This is a genomic window from Methylobacterium sp. PvR107, assembly GCF_017833295.1.
GTDB lineage: Bacteria > Pseudomonadota > Alphaproteobacteria > Rhizobiales > Beijerinckiaceae > Methylobacterium.
In genome coordinates, this window is record NZ_JAFIBW010000001.1 from 5,943,669 (window position 1) to 5,960,655 (window position 16,987).

The window sequence follows — 16,987 nt, forward strand, 5'->3', positions numbered from 1 at the left end:
GCGCCTCAATCGGTCGCGCCGAGCAGGCTGCGCAGCAGGATCGCCTTGAGCCCGAAGCTGCCCGCGGTCGCCACGCTCTCGCCGGCCGCGACGCCGCCCTGCACCTCGACCCAGTCGGAGCGCTGGATCCCGAGCCGGAGGGCGCGCCGCTCGAACCGGTCGGCGGAGACGCGCACGAAGGCGATCGGTCCCCGCTCGGTCTGCTGGACGGCGGCCGCCGGCACGGTGACGCCGTCCCGGCCGAGATCCGCCGCGATCGTGACGGAGACGAACATGTTGGCGCGCAGGAGATCACCCGGATTGTCGAGTTCGATCCGCGCGGGCGCCGTGCTGGTCGCCGGATCGAGGGCGGCGTTCACCGAGCGGACACGTCCTTCGAAGGGAGGATGGTCCGGGATCGGGCTCTCCACCGCGGCGGAATCGCCGGCCTTCACCCGCGCGGTATCCGGCCCGTAAAGATTCGCCAGCACCAGGATGCGGGTCGGATCGGCGACCGTGACGGCGTCGCGCCCGGTGTCGACCACCTCGCCGAGGGTGACGCCGACGCTGGTCACGATGCCGGAAATCGGGGTCACGACGGCGCTGGTGCCGAGTGCGGCCCCCTCGGCAGGGGCGAGACGCCGGTACTGCGCCCGGTACAGCTCGACATTGGCCTCGGCCGATTGGATGGCGGCCCGGGCCTTGGCGAGGTCGACCTGACGCCGCTCGACCTCCGCCTGGGCGACGCCGCCGAACTTGAGCTGCTCCTGGCCGCGCTTGAGCTGCAGCGCCGCCACCGCCTCGGATGCCTGCGCCTCGCCGAGCGCCGCCTGCGCGGCCGTGAGGCCGTTGCGCGCGTCGAGGATGCCGGCGGCGTCGAGGGTCGCCAATGTCTGGCCGGCCTCGACCCGGTCGCCCGGCTGGACCGCGAGGCTCAGGACGCGCCCCGGGGTCCGCGGCTTCAGATGCGTCACCCGGCGCTCGTCGAACGCGACGGTGCCGGGGGCGCGCACCGGCAGCACGATCCGGCGGGTCTCGGCCTGCCCGAGGGCGAGGCCGATCCGCGTCTGGCCGGCCGCGTCGAGGGTGACGCTGTCCGGATCGGCCGGGCCTTCATCGCCTTTCGTGTCGGCCGCCCCCGTCACGGGCGCGGCGGGTGCCAGACCCAGCCGGTCGCGGATCGGCGCGCGGCCGAACCAGCCCGCAACGGCGAGCGCCGCGATCAACAGGGCGAGGCGCGGGAGGACGCGGCCGGTGCGCCGGCTCGGCGGGCGGGCCGATTCGCGATCCCCCGCGCGCGCCGACCCGGCGGGCGCGGCGCGATCGTCCGTCCCGGAATCCCGGGCGGCCGGTCCCGGCTCGACGTTCAGCGACATGCGCGCCGCCGCAACCGGCCAGGCAGGGGGGCGACGGCCGCGCCCTGAGACTCGCCGCGCCGCCTCATGCGTCGAGGCCCGGCGGCAGGACATCCTCGGTGACGAACCGACCGGTCTCGACCTCGCGGACCACGATCTCGTAGCCTTCGCAGCGCAGCTCCTTGAGCCGCGCGAGGGAGACGTAGGTCCCGGTCTCGACGTCGTACAGGCGGCTCTGCGCGTAGCGGTTGATCAGGCGCCGCGGGCGCCGCTTCCTAGGCATGGCCCATCGGCCTCCCGCCGAACGGGACGGCGTGGATCGGGCAGGGGCATCGGGACCGGGGCCGCATCGCTGGAATCCGAAGAGCACGCCATCCGGCGCGGCGCGCGGGAACGGGCTAGAGTCATTCCAACAAAGGAGCCAACGTGGTGCGGTGCCATTAAATTCGGGTTCACAGTGGCGGCCGCGGGGCGATTTGTGCCGCGAAGTCCGGCACAAGGGAGTCGAGCCGGTTCGCGGGCCGATGCGTGGACCGGAGGCGGGGGCGGGGCGTGGCGAGGCTGCTGCTCATCGAGGATGATTCCGAGACGGCGGCCGACGTGCGCGACGACCTGCGCGGGCGCGGCCACGACGTCGCCTGGGCCGCGACCGGACCTGAGGGCGCGCGGGCGGCACGGGACGGCGGCTGGGGGGCGATCATCCTCGACCGGATGTTGCCCGGCCGCGACGGCCTCAGCGTGCTCCAGGACCTCCGCCTGGAGGGGGACCGCACCCCGGCGCTGGTCCTGAGCGCGCTGGGCGACGTCGACGAGCGGATCCGCGGCCTTCGGGCGGGCGGCGACGACTACCTCGCCAAACCCTTCGCGCTGGGCGAACTCGCCGCGCGCATCGAGGCGCTGCTGCGACGGCCGGTCGACAGCCCCGAGACGGTCCTGCACGTCGGCAGCCTGGAGATCGACCTGATCGCCGGCACCGGCCGGCGCGGCGCGCGCGACCTCGAACTGCTGCCGCGCGAACTCAAGCTCCTCGCCTACCTGATGCGCCGGCCCGGCCAGATCGTGACCCGGGCGATGCTGTTCGAGGAGGTCTGGAACTACCGCTTCACGCCGAAATCCAACCTGATCGACGTCCATGTCGGGCGTCTGCGCCGGAAGCTGGAAGCGGGCGGCGAGGCGCCGCTGATCCACAGCGTGCGCGGCACCGGGTTCACGCTCGCGCCCGATGGCTGACCTGCTGCGCTCGACCGCCCTCCGCTGGGCACTCGGCATCGCCCTGTGGTCCACGCTGCTCGCCCTGGCGATGTTCGCCTTCGTCTACTGGCAGACGGCCGAGTATCTCCGCGAGGAACTCGCCGAGACGCTGCGGCTGGAGGTCCGGGCGGCGGCGGCCGACGACGCGGCCGCCGCGAACCGCGTGGACACCTGGGTCGCGATGGATCCCCACGCCACCCATTACGGCGGCCTGTTCGCCCTGGACGGGACGCGCCGGGCGGGCAATCTCGGCGCGGTGCCGGACCATCTGGCCCGCGACGGCGACGCCTACCGGGTGAGCGCGACGGTCGACATCGCGGGACGCTCGCTTCAGGACGAGATCTGGGCGGCCGCGCTGACCCTCGCCGACGGCCGCATCGTGGTGATCGCGCACGACACCGACGAGATCGACCGGGTGCGGGCCACGACCCTGCGGGCCCTCGGGCTCGGGCTGGTGCCGACGCTGGCGCTCTCCGTCCTCGGCGGCCTGCTGCTCACGAGCCGCGCGCGCCGCCGCCTCGCCGCCACCGAGGCCGCCGTGGCCGAGGTGATGCGCGGCGACCTGCGCCGGCGCCTGCCGGTCGGCGATCACGACGACGAATTCGACCGCCTGACCCGGACGGTCAACCGGATGCTCGACGAGATCGAGCACCTGATGGGCGAAGTCCGCAGCGTCGGCGATGCGGTGGCGCATGACCTGCGCACGCCGCTCACGCGCCTGCGCGCCCGGCTGGAGCGCACGCGCTCACAGGCCCGGAGCGTCGCGGAATTCCACGAGGCGATCGATCAGGGCCTCATCTGGATCGACCAGACCCTGGCCATGGTCACCGCCGTGCTGCGGATCGGCGAGATGGAGGACGGGCGCCGCCGCGGCGCGTTCGCCCGGGTCGACCTCGGCGAGGTGGCGGCGGTCGCGGTCGAGTTCTTCGCGCCGCTCGCCGAGGAGAGGGACATCGACCTCGCGCTCTCGGTCGCGCCCGGCGCGCACGTCATCGACGGCGACCGCGACCTGTGCTTCGAGGCCGTGTCGAACCTGCTCGACAACGCGCTCAAATTCACGCCGCCTGGCGGCCGCGTACGCGCCGGCTTGCAGCGCACCGACGACGCGGTCGTCGTGACGATCGGCGATACCGGGCCCGGTCTGCCGCCAGGGGAGCGGACCACCGTGTTCCACCGCTTCTACCGCTCCGAAGCGGCGCGCCACACCCCGGGTCACGGCCTGGGCTTGAGCCTCGTGGCGGCGATCGTGAAGCTCCACGGTGCGGGCGTGACGATCCGGGACGCACCGGGCGGCGGCTGCCATGTCGCGCTGCGCTTCCCGATCGCCGAGGCGGCCGAGGCCCACGCGGATACGGTTCGGTCCGGCCACAATCCGGCACGATAGCCTCGGATCCGAGCACCTGATTCACATAATCGTGCGGATATCAGTCCTTCACAAAATGAACTCGAGTCTAATTCCGAGCGAAAGCGGTGGTTAAGCCTCGACATGGCAAGCCGTCGGTCCCGACCGGGGGCTTGGCGTGGATGTGCCGATGATTCTGTTGCGGCACGTGGGTTCGTGGCTCGGTTCGGCCCGGACCTGGATCGCCCTCGGCGTCCTCGCGCCGGTCGGCATGCTGGCGGCGTCCGGCCTGATGCTGCTCGATCTGCGTCAGGATGCCTGGGACAAGGCCGAGCAGACCTCGCGGAACCTCCTGCAGGTGCTGGAGCGCGACATCGCGCGCAATATCGAGATGTATGATCTCTCGATCCGGGCCGCCGTCGAGAATCTGCGGGCCCCGGGCCTGGGGCAGGCCAGCGCGCAGATGCGCCAGCTCATCCTGTTCGATCGCGCGGCCACCGCCCGCGACATGGGCGTGATGCTCATCCTGGATGAGCGCGGCGACATCGTCGACGATATCGATGCCGTGCCGGCCCGCACGGGCAATTACGCGGACCGGGAGTACTTCCAGGTTCACAGGGCGCGCGCGGGGCTGGGCCTTCATGTCGGAACGCCGATCGTCTCGCGCCTGACCGGAGAGCCCATGCTCCCGTTCAGCCGCCGCGTCGACAAGCCGGACGGCAGCTTCGGCGGCGTGGTCCTGGGCAGCCTGAAGCTGTCGTACTTCGCGCACCTGTTCGGCGAGATCGACCTCGGCCGCGGCGGCGCGATCAACCTCTACCTGAACGACGGCACCCGCCTCATGCGCTACCCGTCCGAGCAGGCCGATATCGGGGCGAACATCGCGCAGGCGCCCACCTTCCGGAGATTCGTGCGGGAGGGCCGCGGCAGCTTCGTCGCCACCTCGGTGCGCGACGGGATCGCGCGCTACTACACCTTCACGCGCGTCGGTGCCCTGCCGCTGATCCTGAACGTCGCCCTGGCCAGCAGCGACGTCGAGGCGGACTGGTATGCACGGGCGACCGTGATCGGCGGCGTCCTGCTGGTGCTGTGCGGGCTCACGATCGCGCTCTCCCTGCTGTTCGGGCGCGAGTTGCGCCGGCGGGAGGCGATGCGGGCCGAGCTGGCTGCGCTGTCGCGCACGGACGCCCTGACGGGGCTGCCGAACCGCCGCTGCTTCGAGGACCGGTTCGCGCGGGCGCGGGACGCGGCCCGCGACGAGGGCCGTCCGCTGGCGCTGCTCATCGTCGATGCCGACCATTTCAAGCGCTACAACGATCGGTACGGGCACCCGGTGGGCGACGAGGTGTTGAAGGGCCTGGCACGCCGCCTCGCAGCGAGCGTCCACCGCCCGGAGGATCTCGTCAGCCGCATCGGCGGCGAGGAATTCGCGATCCTGCTGCCGGACACCGACGAGGCCGGCGCCCTGCGCATCGCCGACAGGGTCCATGCCGAGGTCCGCGCGCTCACGGTGGCGTCCGCGGGGATCGGGGCAGGGGCCGTCACGGTGAGCATCGGGCTCGCCTGCACGGGACCGGGCCATGGCCGGGGCATGTCCGTGCCGGACCTGTACCGGCTGGCCGACGGCGCGCTCTACGAGGCCAAGGCGGACGGCCGCAATCAGACCCGCTGCGCCGCGCCGCAGGGCATGCCGGCGACGCCCCCGCGGGGAACCTTGCTGCTGGTGAGCACCTCCTGACCGCGCGCGAATCCGCTGCGGGCCCATCGCATCCGCCGGTCCGGAAGCCCGACGCCGAGCTCCTCAATCATGTCGATCGCGCTCGGAGGGTTCGTCGGCCGCGTCCCGCGCGGCGAGACGCGCGGGCGTTGCACCAGCATTCTCGGCATAGCGTCAGGACGCCGAGGGGATCCTGGGCTTGGCTCTCGGCGTCTGTGCCGTTTGAGCGCGCATCCGCCTTCGTCAGCGCGGTGGACCGGCGGCGCCCGGGGTGTCGGCGCGGGTCCTAGGCTGCGGCCCTGTGGCCCCGTGTCTGCCGGTCGAGCCCCGCCATCGTGGCGTCGAGCAGCCACTCCAGCGCGTCGCACGCGGACGGCGCTTCGGTGCACGCCGAATCCCGGGCCGCCAGCTCGATGGCCCGCAGCGGCTCGACCAGAGCGCGCGCGCCGATGTTGGCGCTCATGGATTTCAGGCTGTGCGCCGCCTTGGCGATGGCCGGCTGATCCGAGGCGGTGAGGGCGGCGCGCAGAGCGGACAGCGCCTGGGGGGCCTGCGCCCGGTACAGGTCGAGAATGCGGTCCAGGAAGGCGCCGTCCCCGAGGCCGAGAAGGCCGTCCAGCACCTCGGCGTCGAGCAGATCGTCGGGTACCGGCGCCGCGTCCCGCAGCGCGTCCGATCCGGTCCCGGCGACGGCGCCCGACGCCGCGTCCCGGAGCGCCGACGCGTGCGTCTGCAGGAGCTCGGCCAACTGCCGCAGCGTGAACGGCTTCGCGAGCGTCCCATCCATGCCGGCCGCCGCCGCCGCCTCGGCCGCCTCGGCCAGGACGTGAGCGGTGAGCGCGATGATCGGGGTGCGGCGGCCTCCGGCGGACGCCTCGCGCTGCCGGATCGCCCGGGCGGCGGCGAAACCGTCGAGCACCGGCATGCTGCCGTCCATCAGGATCAGGTCGAACGGCCGCGCGCCGGCTTCCTGCACGGCCGCGGCCCCGTCCTCCACCGCCACGACGTCGGTGACGCCGCAACGTGCCAGGGCCTCCACGGCGACCTCGCGGTTGACCGCGCTGTCGTCGGCGACGAGCACGCGCGCGCCCGGGAAGCGCGGCAGCGCCTCTTTCGGCACGGGGCGCGGGGCGGAGGCGACGAGGGTGCCGCCCTCCGCGAGCGCCGCGAGGACGGGCTGCCACTCCGCCTGGACCACCGGCCAGCGCAGGACCTCGTCCGCGAGCCCGGCCCGGAGCACCCGGTCGGCGGCCTCGTCCCCGGCCGGTCCGAGGGCGAGGACGCGCGCCGCACCCTCCGGCCGACGGCCCGCCGCCGCGAGGGCGGCGGCGTCGAGGATCCAGTGGGCTTTCGCCCCGCCGGCCGCCTCGACGGCCTCGAACCCGGCCACCGCGAGGCTGGACGCGAGGGCGTCCCGGGTGGCGGGGCCGGCGGTGCGCAGGACGACCGAAGCCGGAACGCCCGCGCGCCGCAGGATCGGCCGGGCGGCCTCGACGGTCTCCACGGGGATGCGCGCCGAGAAGGTCGATCCCACACCGACGCGGCTCGCGACCGCCACGGTGCCGCCCATCGCCTCGACGATCCGCTGGGCGATCGAGAGCCCGAGGCCGGTGCCGCCGAAGCGCCGGGTGGTGGATTGGTCGGCCTGCGAGAAGGCCGAGAAGATCGTGGCGAGCTTGTCCTGCGGGATGCCGATGCCGGTATCGGTGACGGCGACGCGCAGGCATCCGTCGGCCTCGATCGACAGCCGGACGCAGACATGCCCGGCCTCGGTGAACTTCAGGGCGTTCGACACGAAGTTGCTCACCACCTGCCCGAGGCGGACGGAATCGCCGAGGATCGCCCGCGGCACATCCGGCGCCACCGAGGCCGCGAGGTCGAGCCCGGCCGACCGGGCTCGCTCGGCGAACAGGGTGATGGCCGTGTCGACAATCTCGGCCGGGTTCACGGCCACGCGCTCGAGATCGAGCTTGCCGGCCTCGACCTTCGCGAAGTCGAGGATGTCGTTGATGATGGCCATCAGCGACTGGCCGGACCGGGCGATCACCTCGGCGTAGCGGCGCTGGCGCACCGGTAGGTCGGAACGCGCCAGCAGCTCGGCCATCACGAGCACGCCGTTCATCGGCGTCCGGATCTCGTGGCTCATCGTGGCGAGGAAGCTCGACTTGGCGGCGTTGGCGCTCTCGGCGGCCTGCTTCGCCTCGCTCAGGTCCACCGTCCGGGCGCGGACCTCCTCCTCGAGGTGGGCGCTGTGGGCGGCGAGCTGGTGATCGCGCGCGTTCACGGCCGAGAGCAGGTCGTTGAAGGTCCGCGCCAGCGCGCCGACCTCGTCGTCGCTCTCCACCAAGGCGCGCTGCGCGTAATCGTGGCGCAGGCGCGCCGCGTCCATGGTGCGGGCGAGCGCCGCCAGCGGGCGCGTGACGCTGCGCTGCAGGTACAGCGAGACGCCGAGGCCGATGGCGATGGCGAGGAGCGCGGCCAGCGCGGCGTTCTCGCCGGCGGCCCGGACGTGGTCGAGGATGTCGTCGGTCTCGCCGATCAGGACGACGCGGCCGACCGGGCGGCCATTCTCCTTGATCGGCGCGGCCGCCCGCAGGGTCCGGGTGGCGAGCATGCGCAGGAGGGACAGGTCCTCGCCGTCCTGGGCGGTGTCTCGGGTCAGGCGCAGGCCGAGTCCCTGCTCGGCGAGCACGGACCCGTCGAGCCGCTCGATCGCACCGTAGACGACGGAGTGAACCTGGCCGATCGCCCGCAGGGACGCAGCCGCCGCGTCGGCATCGTTCTCCGCCGTCGCCCGTGCGCCGCCATGGGCGAAGACCTGGGCGACCTCCGTCAGCGCGGCGTGCTTGTCGGCGGCGTAGCGGGACACCTCGCGCCAGACCGACAGGGCCGCGGCCAGGATCAGCGCCGCCGTGACGGCGCCGGTGACGGCCAGCGCGAGACGGCCGGTCAGGGAACGCTTCGGCCTGAGCCACGCGAAGTGCACGGTACGCTCCTGTACGGGGCCGGACGGGCCCGATCGAGGGGAGGGCGGGGGTCTCGGATCAGGCGGCGGCCTGGATCCAGGTCTGCGCCACGTCGTCCCAGCCGGAGAGGAACGCGTCCACGCAGCGCGGGTCGAAGTGGCGGCCGGCCTGGTCCGTCATGAAGGCCCGCGCGCGCTCGAGGGGCCAGGCGGTCTTGTAGGGGCGCTCGGACACCAGGGCGTCGAACACGTCGGCCACCGCCACGATGCGGCCGGAGAGCGGAATCGCCTCGCCGCTCAGGCCCTTCGGATAGCCCGTTCCGTCCCAGCGCTCGTGGTGGCTCTCGGCGATCTCGGCGGCGAGCCGCACGACGTCGGAGGTGCTGCCCTCCAGGATCCGGCGCCCGCGCTCGGCGTGCTTCTCCATCTCGGCGCGCTCGTCGGCGGAGAGAGGCCCGCGCTTCAGCAGGATCGAGTCGGGAACCCCGATCTTGCCGACGTCGTGCATCGTGGAGGCGAGTTTCAGGGTCTGGATCGCGGCGGGCTCGAAGCCGAGGTTCCGGGCGATCACGCCGACATAGCCCGCCACCCGGGCGATGTGATCGCCGGTATCGGTGTCGCGGTGCTCGGCGGCGCGCATCAGCAGGGCGATGATCTCGTGCTCCCGCGCCTCGATCACCGAGACCGCGGCCGCGACTTCGCGGGCGAGCGAGGCGGCGTGGTCCTGCTCCTGACGGTGCGCCGCGCTGATCCGCATCAGGTTGGTGATGCGCGCCTGGATCTCGACCGGGTCGCAGGGTTTGCCGAGGAAATCGGTGGCGCCCGCCCGCAACGCCTCGTGGCGCAGGCTGCGCTGATCGAGGCTCGTCACCATGACGATCGGCACATGCGCGAAGCCCGGCACCGCCCGGGCGGCCGCGATGACCTCGAGACCGGTCAGGCCGGGCATGTCGTAATCGGTGACCACGACGCCGATCCGGTCGACATGTGCCCGCAGGAACGCAAGCGCCGCCCGAGGGCAGGTGAAGGCCACGGGCTCGCAGCCGGCCACGGGCTTCAGCGCCTGCAGCATCAGGAGGTTGTTCATCTCGGAATCGTCGAGGATCAGAGCGAGCATCGCGTCACTCCCGGACGAGGTTCCATCGGTGCAGGCCCGGCATCGTCGCTCCGCTCACTGCGTGATCAGCAGCTTGCCGCTGATCGGTCCCACGCCCTTGGGCACCGGGACGCTCGTCGCGTCGTAGTTGGCGTTGAGATACAGGTTCGGCCCCTCGTAGAGATTCACCTGCTGCGCCACCACGACGGTGTAGGCGGATTGATCCGCCACCGGCTTGTCGGCGTCGATGACGAGGCGTCCGGCCGGCAGGTAGATCGTGCCCAGCATCGTGCGGGCGTTGTTGCTGATGATCCGGTAGATCCGCATCGGCTTCGTCTGGCCGAGCGGCGGCGGCGTCGGCGGCAGCAGCAGCCCGGTGAGATCGTCAACGAGGCCCAGGGCCGGATCAATCGGGCTGGAGACGGTCGTCTGCTCGGCCATCAGCAAGCCCGCCATATCGCCGGTGGTCGGCGCCGTGAGGCTGACGGTCGTCTTCTTGTCGAAGAGCAGACCCGCCTTGTCGCCTACGAAATAGAGGCCGACATCCGTGCCGGTGAGCGTGGCATTGTCCTTCACGATCAGAGGTCCGTCCTTGAACACGTAGATGCCGGGCCTCATCGTCACCACGGCCTTCTTCTTGATCTGGAGGCCGAAGCAGTAAGTCCCGGGATCGAGCGTGACGTCCTTGTCGATCGTCTGCATCTGGGTGAGCGGCAGCAGGTTGAACGGGAAGGGCAGGCTCGCGCAGGCGCCGACCGGCGGGTTGGCGCGGCCCAGCAGCGGATCCGCGATCACCGGGCATCCGGTCTGCGGCGGCGGCGCGAAGTTCGCGCGAACCCCGAGATAGCCGCCGGCCGAGCAGATCGTGTCGGCCTTCGCCATCGAGTTGTCGCCGCCGACCATGCCGGCCGGATTGGTCGAGTTGGCGTAGAGCGAGCAGCCGTTGGCGGTGACCTGCGCGTTCTTCTGCAGATTGAAGGTGCCCGGTGCCGAGGGGTCGAGGGTGAGCATGCACAACCGCATCTTGCCGACGACGCTGGCCTTGGCCCGCACCGAGAGGGGCTGTGACCGGATGCCGATGAAGGGGCCGAAGGCGAGCTTCACCGTGTCCTGGATCTGCGCCGACACGCTGGTCTTGTCGCTCGCCACCACCACGGTCACCGTGAACGGCTGGTCGGGCGCCGACGGCGCGTTGGTGCGGATGGCCTGCTCGGTCACGCCCTGCACGGCGGCGATGCTGGACGCGGCAAGCTTCATGGTGTTGCCACCGGACAGCACACCCACGTCGGCGGCGTTCTGCAGCTGGACGCGGCGCGACGCGACGCGCGCGTAGTCGATGCCGCCGCCGACAAGGCCGAGCAGGACAACCGCACTCAGGCCGAAGGTCACCGCCACGCTGCCGGACCGATCCGGCAGGGCGCGCAGCACATCCCGGAGCATGCGCCACAGGTCGGGAATGATGGCATCCTCCAAGACAGGCCGTCGGTCCGCATTAGCAGCCGGCCTGTTAAAGAATTCGTCTTGCTGCGACCCAGCGCTCACCGGCGAGACCGGGCCCGCCGTCGTTTCCGTCGGGCTCCGCCGGTTACGGTCACGGACCCGTTAAACAACCCGAAACCGCACCCAATCCTGATGTAAGTTGTTCGTAGTTGTGCTTGGGCGGGACAGTGGTCAGCGTGCGCTTCTCGGGACGAGCGAAGTTTCACAGCACGGGCCTGTGCAAGCCCGGCGATTACTGAATGCCTGGAACACTTTCTAAACGGGCAGCCGGCAAACTCATCCGCGAGCGTGCCCTGCGAAGAGACGGCGCCGGCGCACGACCGCAGAGTTCATGCGTATGACAGGCATTCTGAGGCGTCTCGCGATCCCGGTCTATGGCCCCGGGCCGGCCATTTCAGTCGCGATCGCTGTCGCGCGGCTTGCGCGGATACATCCGCGGCTTCGCACCCAGCGCTTCGCCCGCCACCGGGGCGGCGCCTCCGCGGTGGAGTTCGCGCTCCTCGCGGCCCCCTTCCTGGCCCTGCTGGGCGTCGTCGCGGAATCCGGCCTCGTCGCCCTGGAGCAGCAGACGCTGGACATGGCGGTGGACCGGGGCGTCCGTCAGCTGCGGACGGGGGTCTTCCAGGATGCCGCCGACGGCAGCGATCCGAGCCAGCGCTTCCGCAAGATCGTGTGCAGCGGGCCCTCCATCATGTTCCCCTGCACGGATCTGCGCCTCGACGTCTCGCGGGCGGCGTCGTTCGCCGCGACCAAGCCCACGGAACCGTTCGACCGGACCAAGAAGACCTGGACAGTCGGCTTCGGCACGCGCTTCGACTGCCCTCAGGGCGGCGACACCGTGACGGTGCGCGTCGCGGTCCCCGTGATGCGCCTGTTTCAGGTCATGGACTTCACCGGCCGGATCATGTCGGACAAGTCGCAGATGCTGGTCACGACGGAGATCTTCCGGACCGAGGATTACGAGCCGAAACCGTGCTGAGCGGCGGTCTGCGCACCGGTCTGATCGACTTCAGCGCCAGCCGGAGCGGGGTCAGCGCCGTCGAGTTCAGCCTGATCGCGCCGATCCTGCTCCTGATGTTCATGGCCTCGATCGAGTTGCCGCGCGCCTACATGATCGGCAAGCGCCTCGACAACGCGACGGCCACGATGGCCGACCTGATCTCCCGCGGCAACTACACGGACCTGTCGCCGGTCTTCGCGGCCCTGGAGGCCATCGCCAACCCGTACGACGTGTCCCGCGCGAGCATCGTCCTGACGGCGGGGGGCACGTACCAGACCCAGACCGGCGCCGCGGCCACGACGCAGGTCTGCTCGAGCGCCCAATCCAAAGGGCAGGCCCGCCTGGCCGGATCGTCCCTCGGCGTTCCGCCGGCCGGCCTGGACCGGGCCGGCGACCGCTTCGTGATGTCCGAGGTGACGATGCCGTATCGCCCCATCTTCCCGGTCTTCTCGTCGCTCGTCGGGTGGACGTTCCGGTACAAGAGGACGTGGCCGGTACGGGGCGGCGACATCTACAACGGGCAGAGCGAGATCGTTCTGCCGAGTGGAAAGCCCTGTCCCAAGTGATGCGTCACAGGGATCCCCATGACCGATCCGGAAGCCGGATGGCGGCAGAGTGCGACGGGATCGACGCGTGGGCCGTGGTCCTGTGACCGCGCGAGCCCGCACCGGGCGCAGGCCGCGCAGTCACGCCGGGGCGGAGGGCCGCCCCCGATCAAGTTGGCGCGCAGGCGCGATCCCTCGTAAACGCCTGGATTGCCGCAGCCCGAGCCTGTGAACACCGCATTGGCCGACCTTCCGTCCTCCGAAGGCCATCCGGAGCTCAGTTTCCTCGCGGGGGGAGGCGAGCTCGGGGCACGCATCCGCGGCCACGATTGGGCCGTCACACCGCTCGGCCCCGCGCCCGCGTGGCCCCAGAGCCTCAAGACCGCGGTGCGCATCATGCTCACCTCGCGGCAGCCGATCTGGATCGGCTGGGGGCCTGGCCTGACCTTCCTCTACAACGACGCCTACAAGTCGATCATCGGCGGGAAGCATCCCGGGGCCCTGGGGCGCCCGACCGCGGATGTCTGGCGCGAGATCTGGGCCGATATCGGCCCCCTGCTGGCGACCGCCATGGGCGGCGTCGAGGGGACCTATGTCGAGGAGCAGCTCCTGATCATGGAGCGCAACGGCTATCCGGAAGAAACCTACTACACCTTCTCGTACAGCCCGATCCCCGGGGACGACGGCCAGCCGGGCGGGATCATCTGCGCCAACAGCGAGGACACCCATAGGGTCGTGGGCGACCGCCAGCTCGCATTGTTGCGGGAGCTGGCCGCCGGACCGTGCAGGCGCGGTCCTGGCGGGCCGCCTGCGAGCGCAGCGCGACCGCCCTGGCGCGCGATCCGCAAGACATCACCTTCGCGCTGCTCTACGTCATAGAGCCCGGGCAGGACGTGGCCGAGCTCGCCGCCAGGGTCGGCCTGGATCCTGGGTCGGCCGGTCCCGGCGACCGGATCGCCCTCGACGCGGCCGGCCCATGGCCGATCGGGTCCGTGGCGCGCAGCCACACGGTGTCGGTCGTCGAGAATCTGGAGGCGGCCGGCCTCGGCGGCGTGGCCGGAATCTGGAACCGCCCGTCCGAGCGGGCAGTCCTCCTGCCCGTACCCGCCAGCAGCGATACCGGACGCGGCGGCGTTCTGATCGTGGGCCTCAATCCCTACCGGCTGTTCGACGCGGATTACAGCGCCTTCCTGAGCCTCGTGGTGGGGCAGATCTCGGCGGCCATTGCCAGCGCCGACCCCTACGAGGAAGAGCGCCGCCGCGCCGAGGCCCTGGCCGAGCTCGACCGGGCCAAGACCGCGTTCTTCTCCAATGTCAGCCATGAGTTCCGCACGCCGCTCACGCTGATGCTCGGCCCCCTCGAGGAGGTGCTGGCGAGCGACACGGCCGGCGCGGCCATGCGCGCCCAGGTGGAGCTCGCGCACCGGAACGGCACGCGCCTCCTCCGGCTGGTCAACAGCCTGCTCGACTTCTCGCGGATCGAGGCGGGCCGCGTGCGCGCCGCCTTCGAGCCGGTGGACCTGGGCGCGATCACCGCCGAGATCGCCTCCAGCTTCCGCTCGGCCGTGGAGCGCGCCGGTCTCGACCTCGACGTCCGCTGCCAGCCGCTGCCGCTGCCGTCCTACGTCGACCGGGAGATGTGGGAGAAGATCGTCATCAATCTCCTCTCCAACGCGTTCAAGTTCACGCTCAGCGGCGGCATCCGGGTGACCACCGAACCCGCGGCGGACGGGCGATCGGCCCGCGTCTCGGTCGCCGATACGGGCATCGGCATCCCGGCCGGCGAGATCCCCCGCCTGTTCGAGCGCTTCTACCGGGTCGAGGGCGCGCAGGGGCGCAGCTTCGAGGGCAGCGGGATCGGGCTCGCGCTGGTGGCGGAACTCGTCCGGCTGCACGGGGGCGAGATCGCGGTCAAGAGCAAAATCGGCCGGGGGACGACCTTCACGGTCGTTCTTCCCCTGGGACGCGCCCACCTCCCGGCCGCTCGGGTCCGCGCCCGCACGGATGCGGCCGCCACCGGCATGCGCGCCCACGAGTACCTGGATGAGGCGCTGCGGTGGCTCCCGGAGGCCACGCCGATGGAGACCGCCGGCGCGCTGTCGACGGCCGGGCTCGGCGCGATCGCCCCCAACGGGGCCTTCCGGGCCGGCGCCGGGAAGGCCGTGCTGCTCGCCGACGACAATGCCGACATGCGCGGCTACGTGGCGCGGCTGCTCGAAGGCCAGGGCTACCGGGTGACGGCCGTGGGCGACGGGGCGGAGGCCTGCGCCGCCGCCATTGCTGCGCCGCCCGACCTGATCCTCACGGACGTGATGATGCCGAAGCTCGACGGCTTCGGATTGCTGCGCGCGGTGCGCCAGGAGCCCCGCACGGCCGGAATTCCGGTGATCATGCTCTCTCCGCACGCGCCGGCGAGGAGGCCAAGATCGAGGGACTCGATGCGGGGGCCGACGATTACCTCGTGAAGCCGTTCGCGGCTCGCGAAATCCTTGCCCGGGTCAACGCGAACATCCAGATGGCCGAGATGCGCCGCGAGGCCAACCGGGCGATCTGGGCCCGCGAGCAGCGTTCCCGCATCAGCCAGGACCGGCTCTCCACGGCGCTCTCGACCGGGGGCGTCGGCATCTTCGAATGGGAGATCGACACCGACACCGTGGCGGTGCTCGGACCGATCGCGGAGCTGTTCGGGGTGAACCGCGGAGGCCGAGGCCGCCGGTCTGCCGCTCGCCTCCTTCATGGCGGGCATCCACCCGCGGGACCGGTCCCGCGTGCAGGAGGCGATCGCCCGGGCCATCGCGGAATCGGGCCCCTACCAGGCCGAGTACCGCGTCACCGGCAGCGACCGGGAGCGCGTCGTGCTGGCCATGGGACGGCTCGCGTCGGCGCCCGAGCGGGGCCCGCGGCTGGCGGGCGTGATCATCGACGTCACCGTCGAGCAGGCCCTGCAGGCGCTCAACGAGCGTCTGGAACAGCGCATCGCCGCGGAGGTGGGCGAGCGGCTGAAGGCCGAGGATGCCCTGCGTCAGGCCCAGAAGATGGAGGCGGTCGGCCAGCTCACCGGCGGCCTTGCCCATGACTTCAACAATCTGCTGGCCGGCATCTCCGGCTCGCTCGAGCTGATGCAGACCCGCATCGGCCAGGGCCGGTTCGACGATATCGGCCGCTACATGGCGGCCGCGCAGGGCGCCGCCAAGCGGGCCGCCGCCCTGACCCACCGGCTGCTCGCCTTCTCGCGCCGCCAGACGCTCGATCCCAAGCCCACGAACGTCCACGACCGCATCATCGGCATGGAGGACCTGATCCGGCGCACGGTCGGACCCGGCATCGCCGTCGCTGTGACGGGCGCGATCGACCTCTGGGCCGCGCTCGTCGACCCCAACCAGCTGGAGAACGCGCTCCTCAACCTCTGCATCAACGCACGCGACGCGATGCCGGACGGCGGCCGCATCACCATCGAGACCGCCAACCGCTGGCTCGATCCCGGCCAGGCCCGGGAACGTGACCTGGCACCCGGCCCGTATGTCAGCCTCTGCGTGACCGATGCCGGTACCGGCATGGCGCCGGACGTGATGGCCAAGGCCTTCGAGCCGTTCTTCACCACCAAGCCGATTGGCCAGGGCACCGGCCTCGGCCTGTCGATGATCTACGGCTTCGCCCAGCAATCCGGCGGGCAGGTCCGCATCGCCTCGGAGATCGGCCAGGGCACGACGGTATGCCTCTACTTGCCGCGTCACGAGGGGCGCGCGGACGCGGAGGCTGCGCCCTCAGCCGTGACGCAGGCGCCGCGCGCCGAGCAGGGGGAGACGGTTCTCGTCGTCGACGACGAGCCGACGGTGCGCATGCTGGTGACCGAGGTTCTGGACGAATTGGGCTACACGGCGATCGAGGTCACCGACAGCGCTTCAGGCCTGCAGGTGCTGGAATCGGACGTGCGGATCGACCTGCTGATCACGGATGTCGGGCTGCCGGGCGGCATGAACGGCCGCCAGATGGCCGATGCCGCACGCGCGCAGCGGCCCGGGCTGAAGGTTCTGTTCATCACCGGCTACGCGGAAACCTCGGCCCTCGGCAGCGGCCAGCTGGCGGCGGGGATGGCCGTGCTCACGAAGCCGTTCGTGATCGAGACGCCGGGTGCGCGGATCCGCGCGATCATCGCGGGTCCCTGAGTCGCAGCGCCGGGCCTGGCTGCAGCCGCACAGCCGCCTCCGCGCGGCGAAGGGCCCATGCGCGATCGAAC

The 16,987-nt window shown here is 71.6% G+C and carries 12 protein-coding genes and 1 pseudogene; 8 read left to right on the forward strand and 5 right to left on the reverse strand.

Annotated features, from left to right (window positions below):
• Positions 1–5 precede the first annotated feature (5 nt).
• Complete coding sequence (locus JOE48_RS28180) at positions 6–1,355, reverse strand: efflux RND transporter periplasmic adaptor subunit (protein WP_210034859.1); 1,350 nt, start codon at positions 1,353–1,355, stop codon at positions 6–8.
• A gap of 64 nt (positions 1,356–1,419) precedes the next feature.
• Positions 1,420–1,617, reverse strand: a complete 198-nt coding sequence (locus JOE48_RS28185) for a polyhydroxyalkanoate synthesis regulator DNA-binding domain-containing protein (RefSeq protein ID WP_210034860.1) — start codon at positions 1,615–1,617, stop codon at positions 1,420–1,422.
• A gap of 269 nt (positions 1,618–1,886) precedes the next feature.
• Here JOE48_RS28185 and JOE48_RS28190 point away from each other — a divergent pair, with 269 nt between their 5' ends.
• The 3 genes from JOE48_RS28190 (at position 1,887) to JOE48_RS28200 (ending at position 5,665) form a co-directional block, all read left to right on the forward strand.
• Positions 1,887–2,564 carry a response regulator transcription factor gene (locus JOE48_RS28190; protein WP_210034866.1) on the forward strand — a complete coding sequence of 226 codons (678 nt, stop codon included), beginning with the start codon at positions 1,887–1,889 and terminating at the stop codon, positions 2,562–2,564.
• Entirely contained in the window at positions 2,557–3,969 is a 1,413-nt protein-coding gene (locus JOE48_RS28195) for an ATP-binding protein (RefSeq protein WP_210034868.1), read from the forward strand. Before JOE48_RS28190 ends, JOE48_RS28195 begins: the two co-directional genes overlap by 8 nt.
• A gap of 148 nt (positions 3,970–4,117) precedes the next feature.
• Entirely contained in the window at positions 4,118–5,665 is a 1,548-nt protein-coding gene (locus JOE48_RS28200) for a sensor domain-containing diguanylate cyclase (RefSeq protein ID WP_210034875.1), read from the forward strand.
• Between the two features lie 265 nt (positions 5,666–5,930).
• Here JOE48_RS28200 and JOE48_RS28205 read toward each other — a convergent pair whose 3' ends face one another.
• The 3 genes from JOE48_RS28205 to JOE48_RS28215 are packed head-to-tail and all read right to left on the reverse strand — an operon-like array spanning position 5,931 to position 11,145.
• A complete protein-coding gene (locus tag JOE48_RS28205; RefSeq protein WP_210034877.1) occupies positions 5,931–8,630 on the reverse strand; it encodes an ATP-binding protein in 2,700 nt (899 codons plus the stop codon).
• Positions 8,631–8,688: 58 nt separating this feature from the next.
• Entirely contained in the window at positions 8,689–9,726 is a 1,038-nt protein-coding gene (locus tag JOE48_RS28210) for an HD-GYP domain-containing protein (protein WP_210034879.1), read from the reverse strand.
• A 54-nt stretch (positions 9,727–9,780) separates the two neighbouring features.
• On the reverse strand, positions 9,781–11,145 hold the full coding sequence (locus JOE48_RS28215) for a pilus assembly protein TadG-related protein (protein ID WP_210036103.1): 1,365 nt from the start codon (positions 11,143–11,145) through the stop codon (positions 9,781–9,783).
• 397 nt (positions 11,146–11,542) lie between these two features.
• Between JOE48_RS28215 and JOE48_RS28220 the strand changes: the two genes are divergently transcribed.
• The 5 genes and pseudogenes from JOE48_RS28220 to JOE48_RS28235 all read left to right on the forward strand — a co-directional run.
• On the forward strand, positions 11,543–12,184 hold the full coding sequence (locus JOE48_RS28220; protein ID WP_210034882.1) for a TadE/TadG family type IV pilus assembly protein: 642 nt from the start codon (positions 11,543–11,545) through the stop codon (positions 12,182–12,184).
• Positions 12,178–12,771 (forward strand): TadE/TadG family type IV pilus assembly protein, encoded by a 594-nt coding sequence (locus JOE48_RS28225; RefSeq protein ID WP_210034884.1) that lies wholly within the window; start codon positions 12,178–12,180, stop codon positions 12,769–12,771. Before JOE48_RS28220 ends, JOE48_RS28225 begins: the two co-directional genes overlap by 7 nt.
• Positions 12,772–12,978: 207 nt before the next feature.
• The gene (locus tag JOE48_RS30615) at positions 12,979–13,629 is read left to right on the forward strand and encodes a hypothetical protein (protein ID WP_245252991.1); all 651 of its coding nucleotides are present in this window, start codon (positions 12,979–12,981) and stop codon (positions 13,627–13,629) included.
• A complete protein-coding gene (locus JOE48_RS30620; protein ID WP_312893387.1) occupies positions 13,533–15,215 on the forward strand; it encodes an ATP-binding protein in 1,683 nt (560 codons plus the stop codon). The genes JOE48_RS30615 and JOE48_RS30620 overlap by 97 nt, the downstream gene beginning before the upstream one ends.
• A 537-nt stretch (positions 15,216–15,752) precedes the next feature.
• Positions 15,753–16,916, forward strand: a pseudogene (locus JOE48_RS28235) (ATP-binding protein); the annotation flags it as partial.
• Positions 16,917–16,987: the final 71 nt, after the last annotated feature.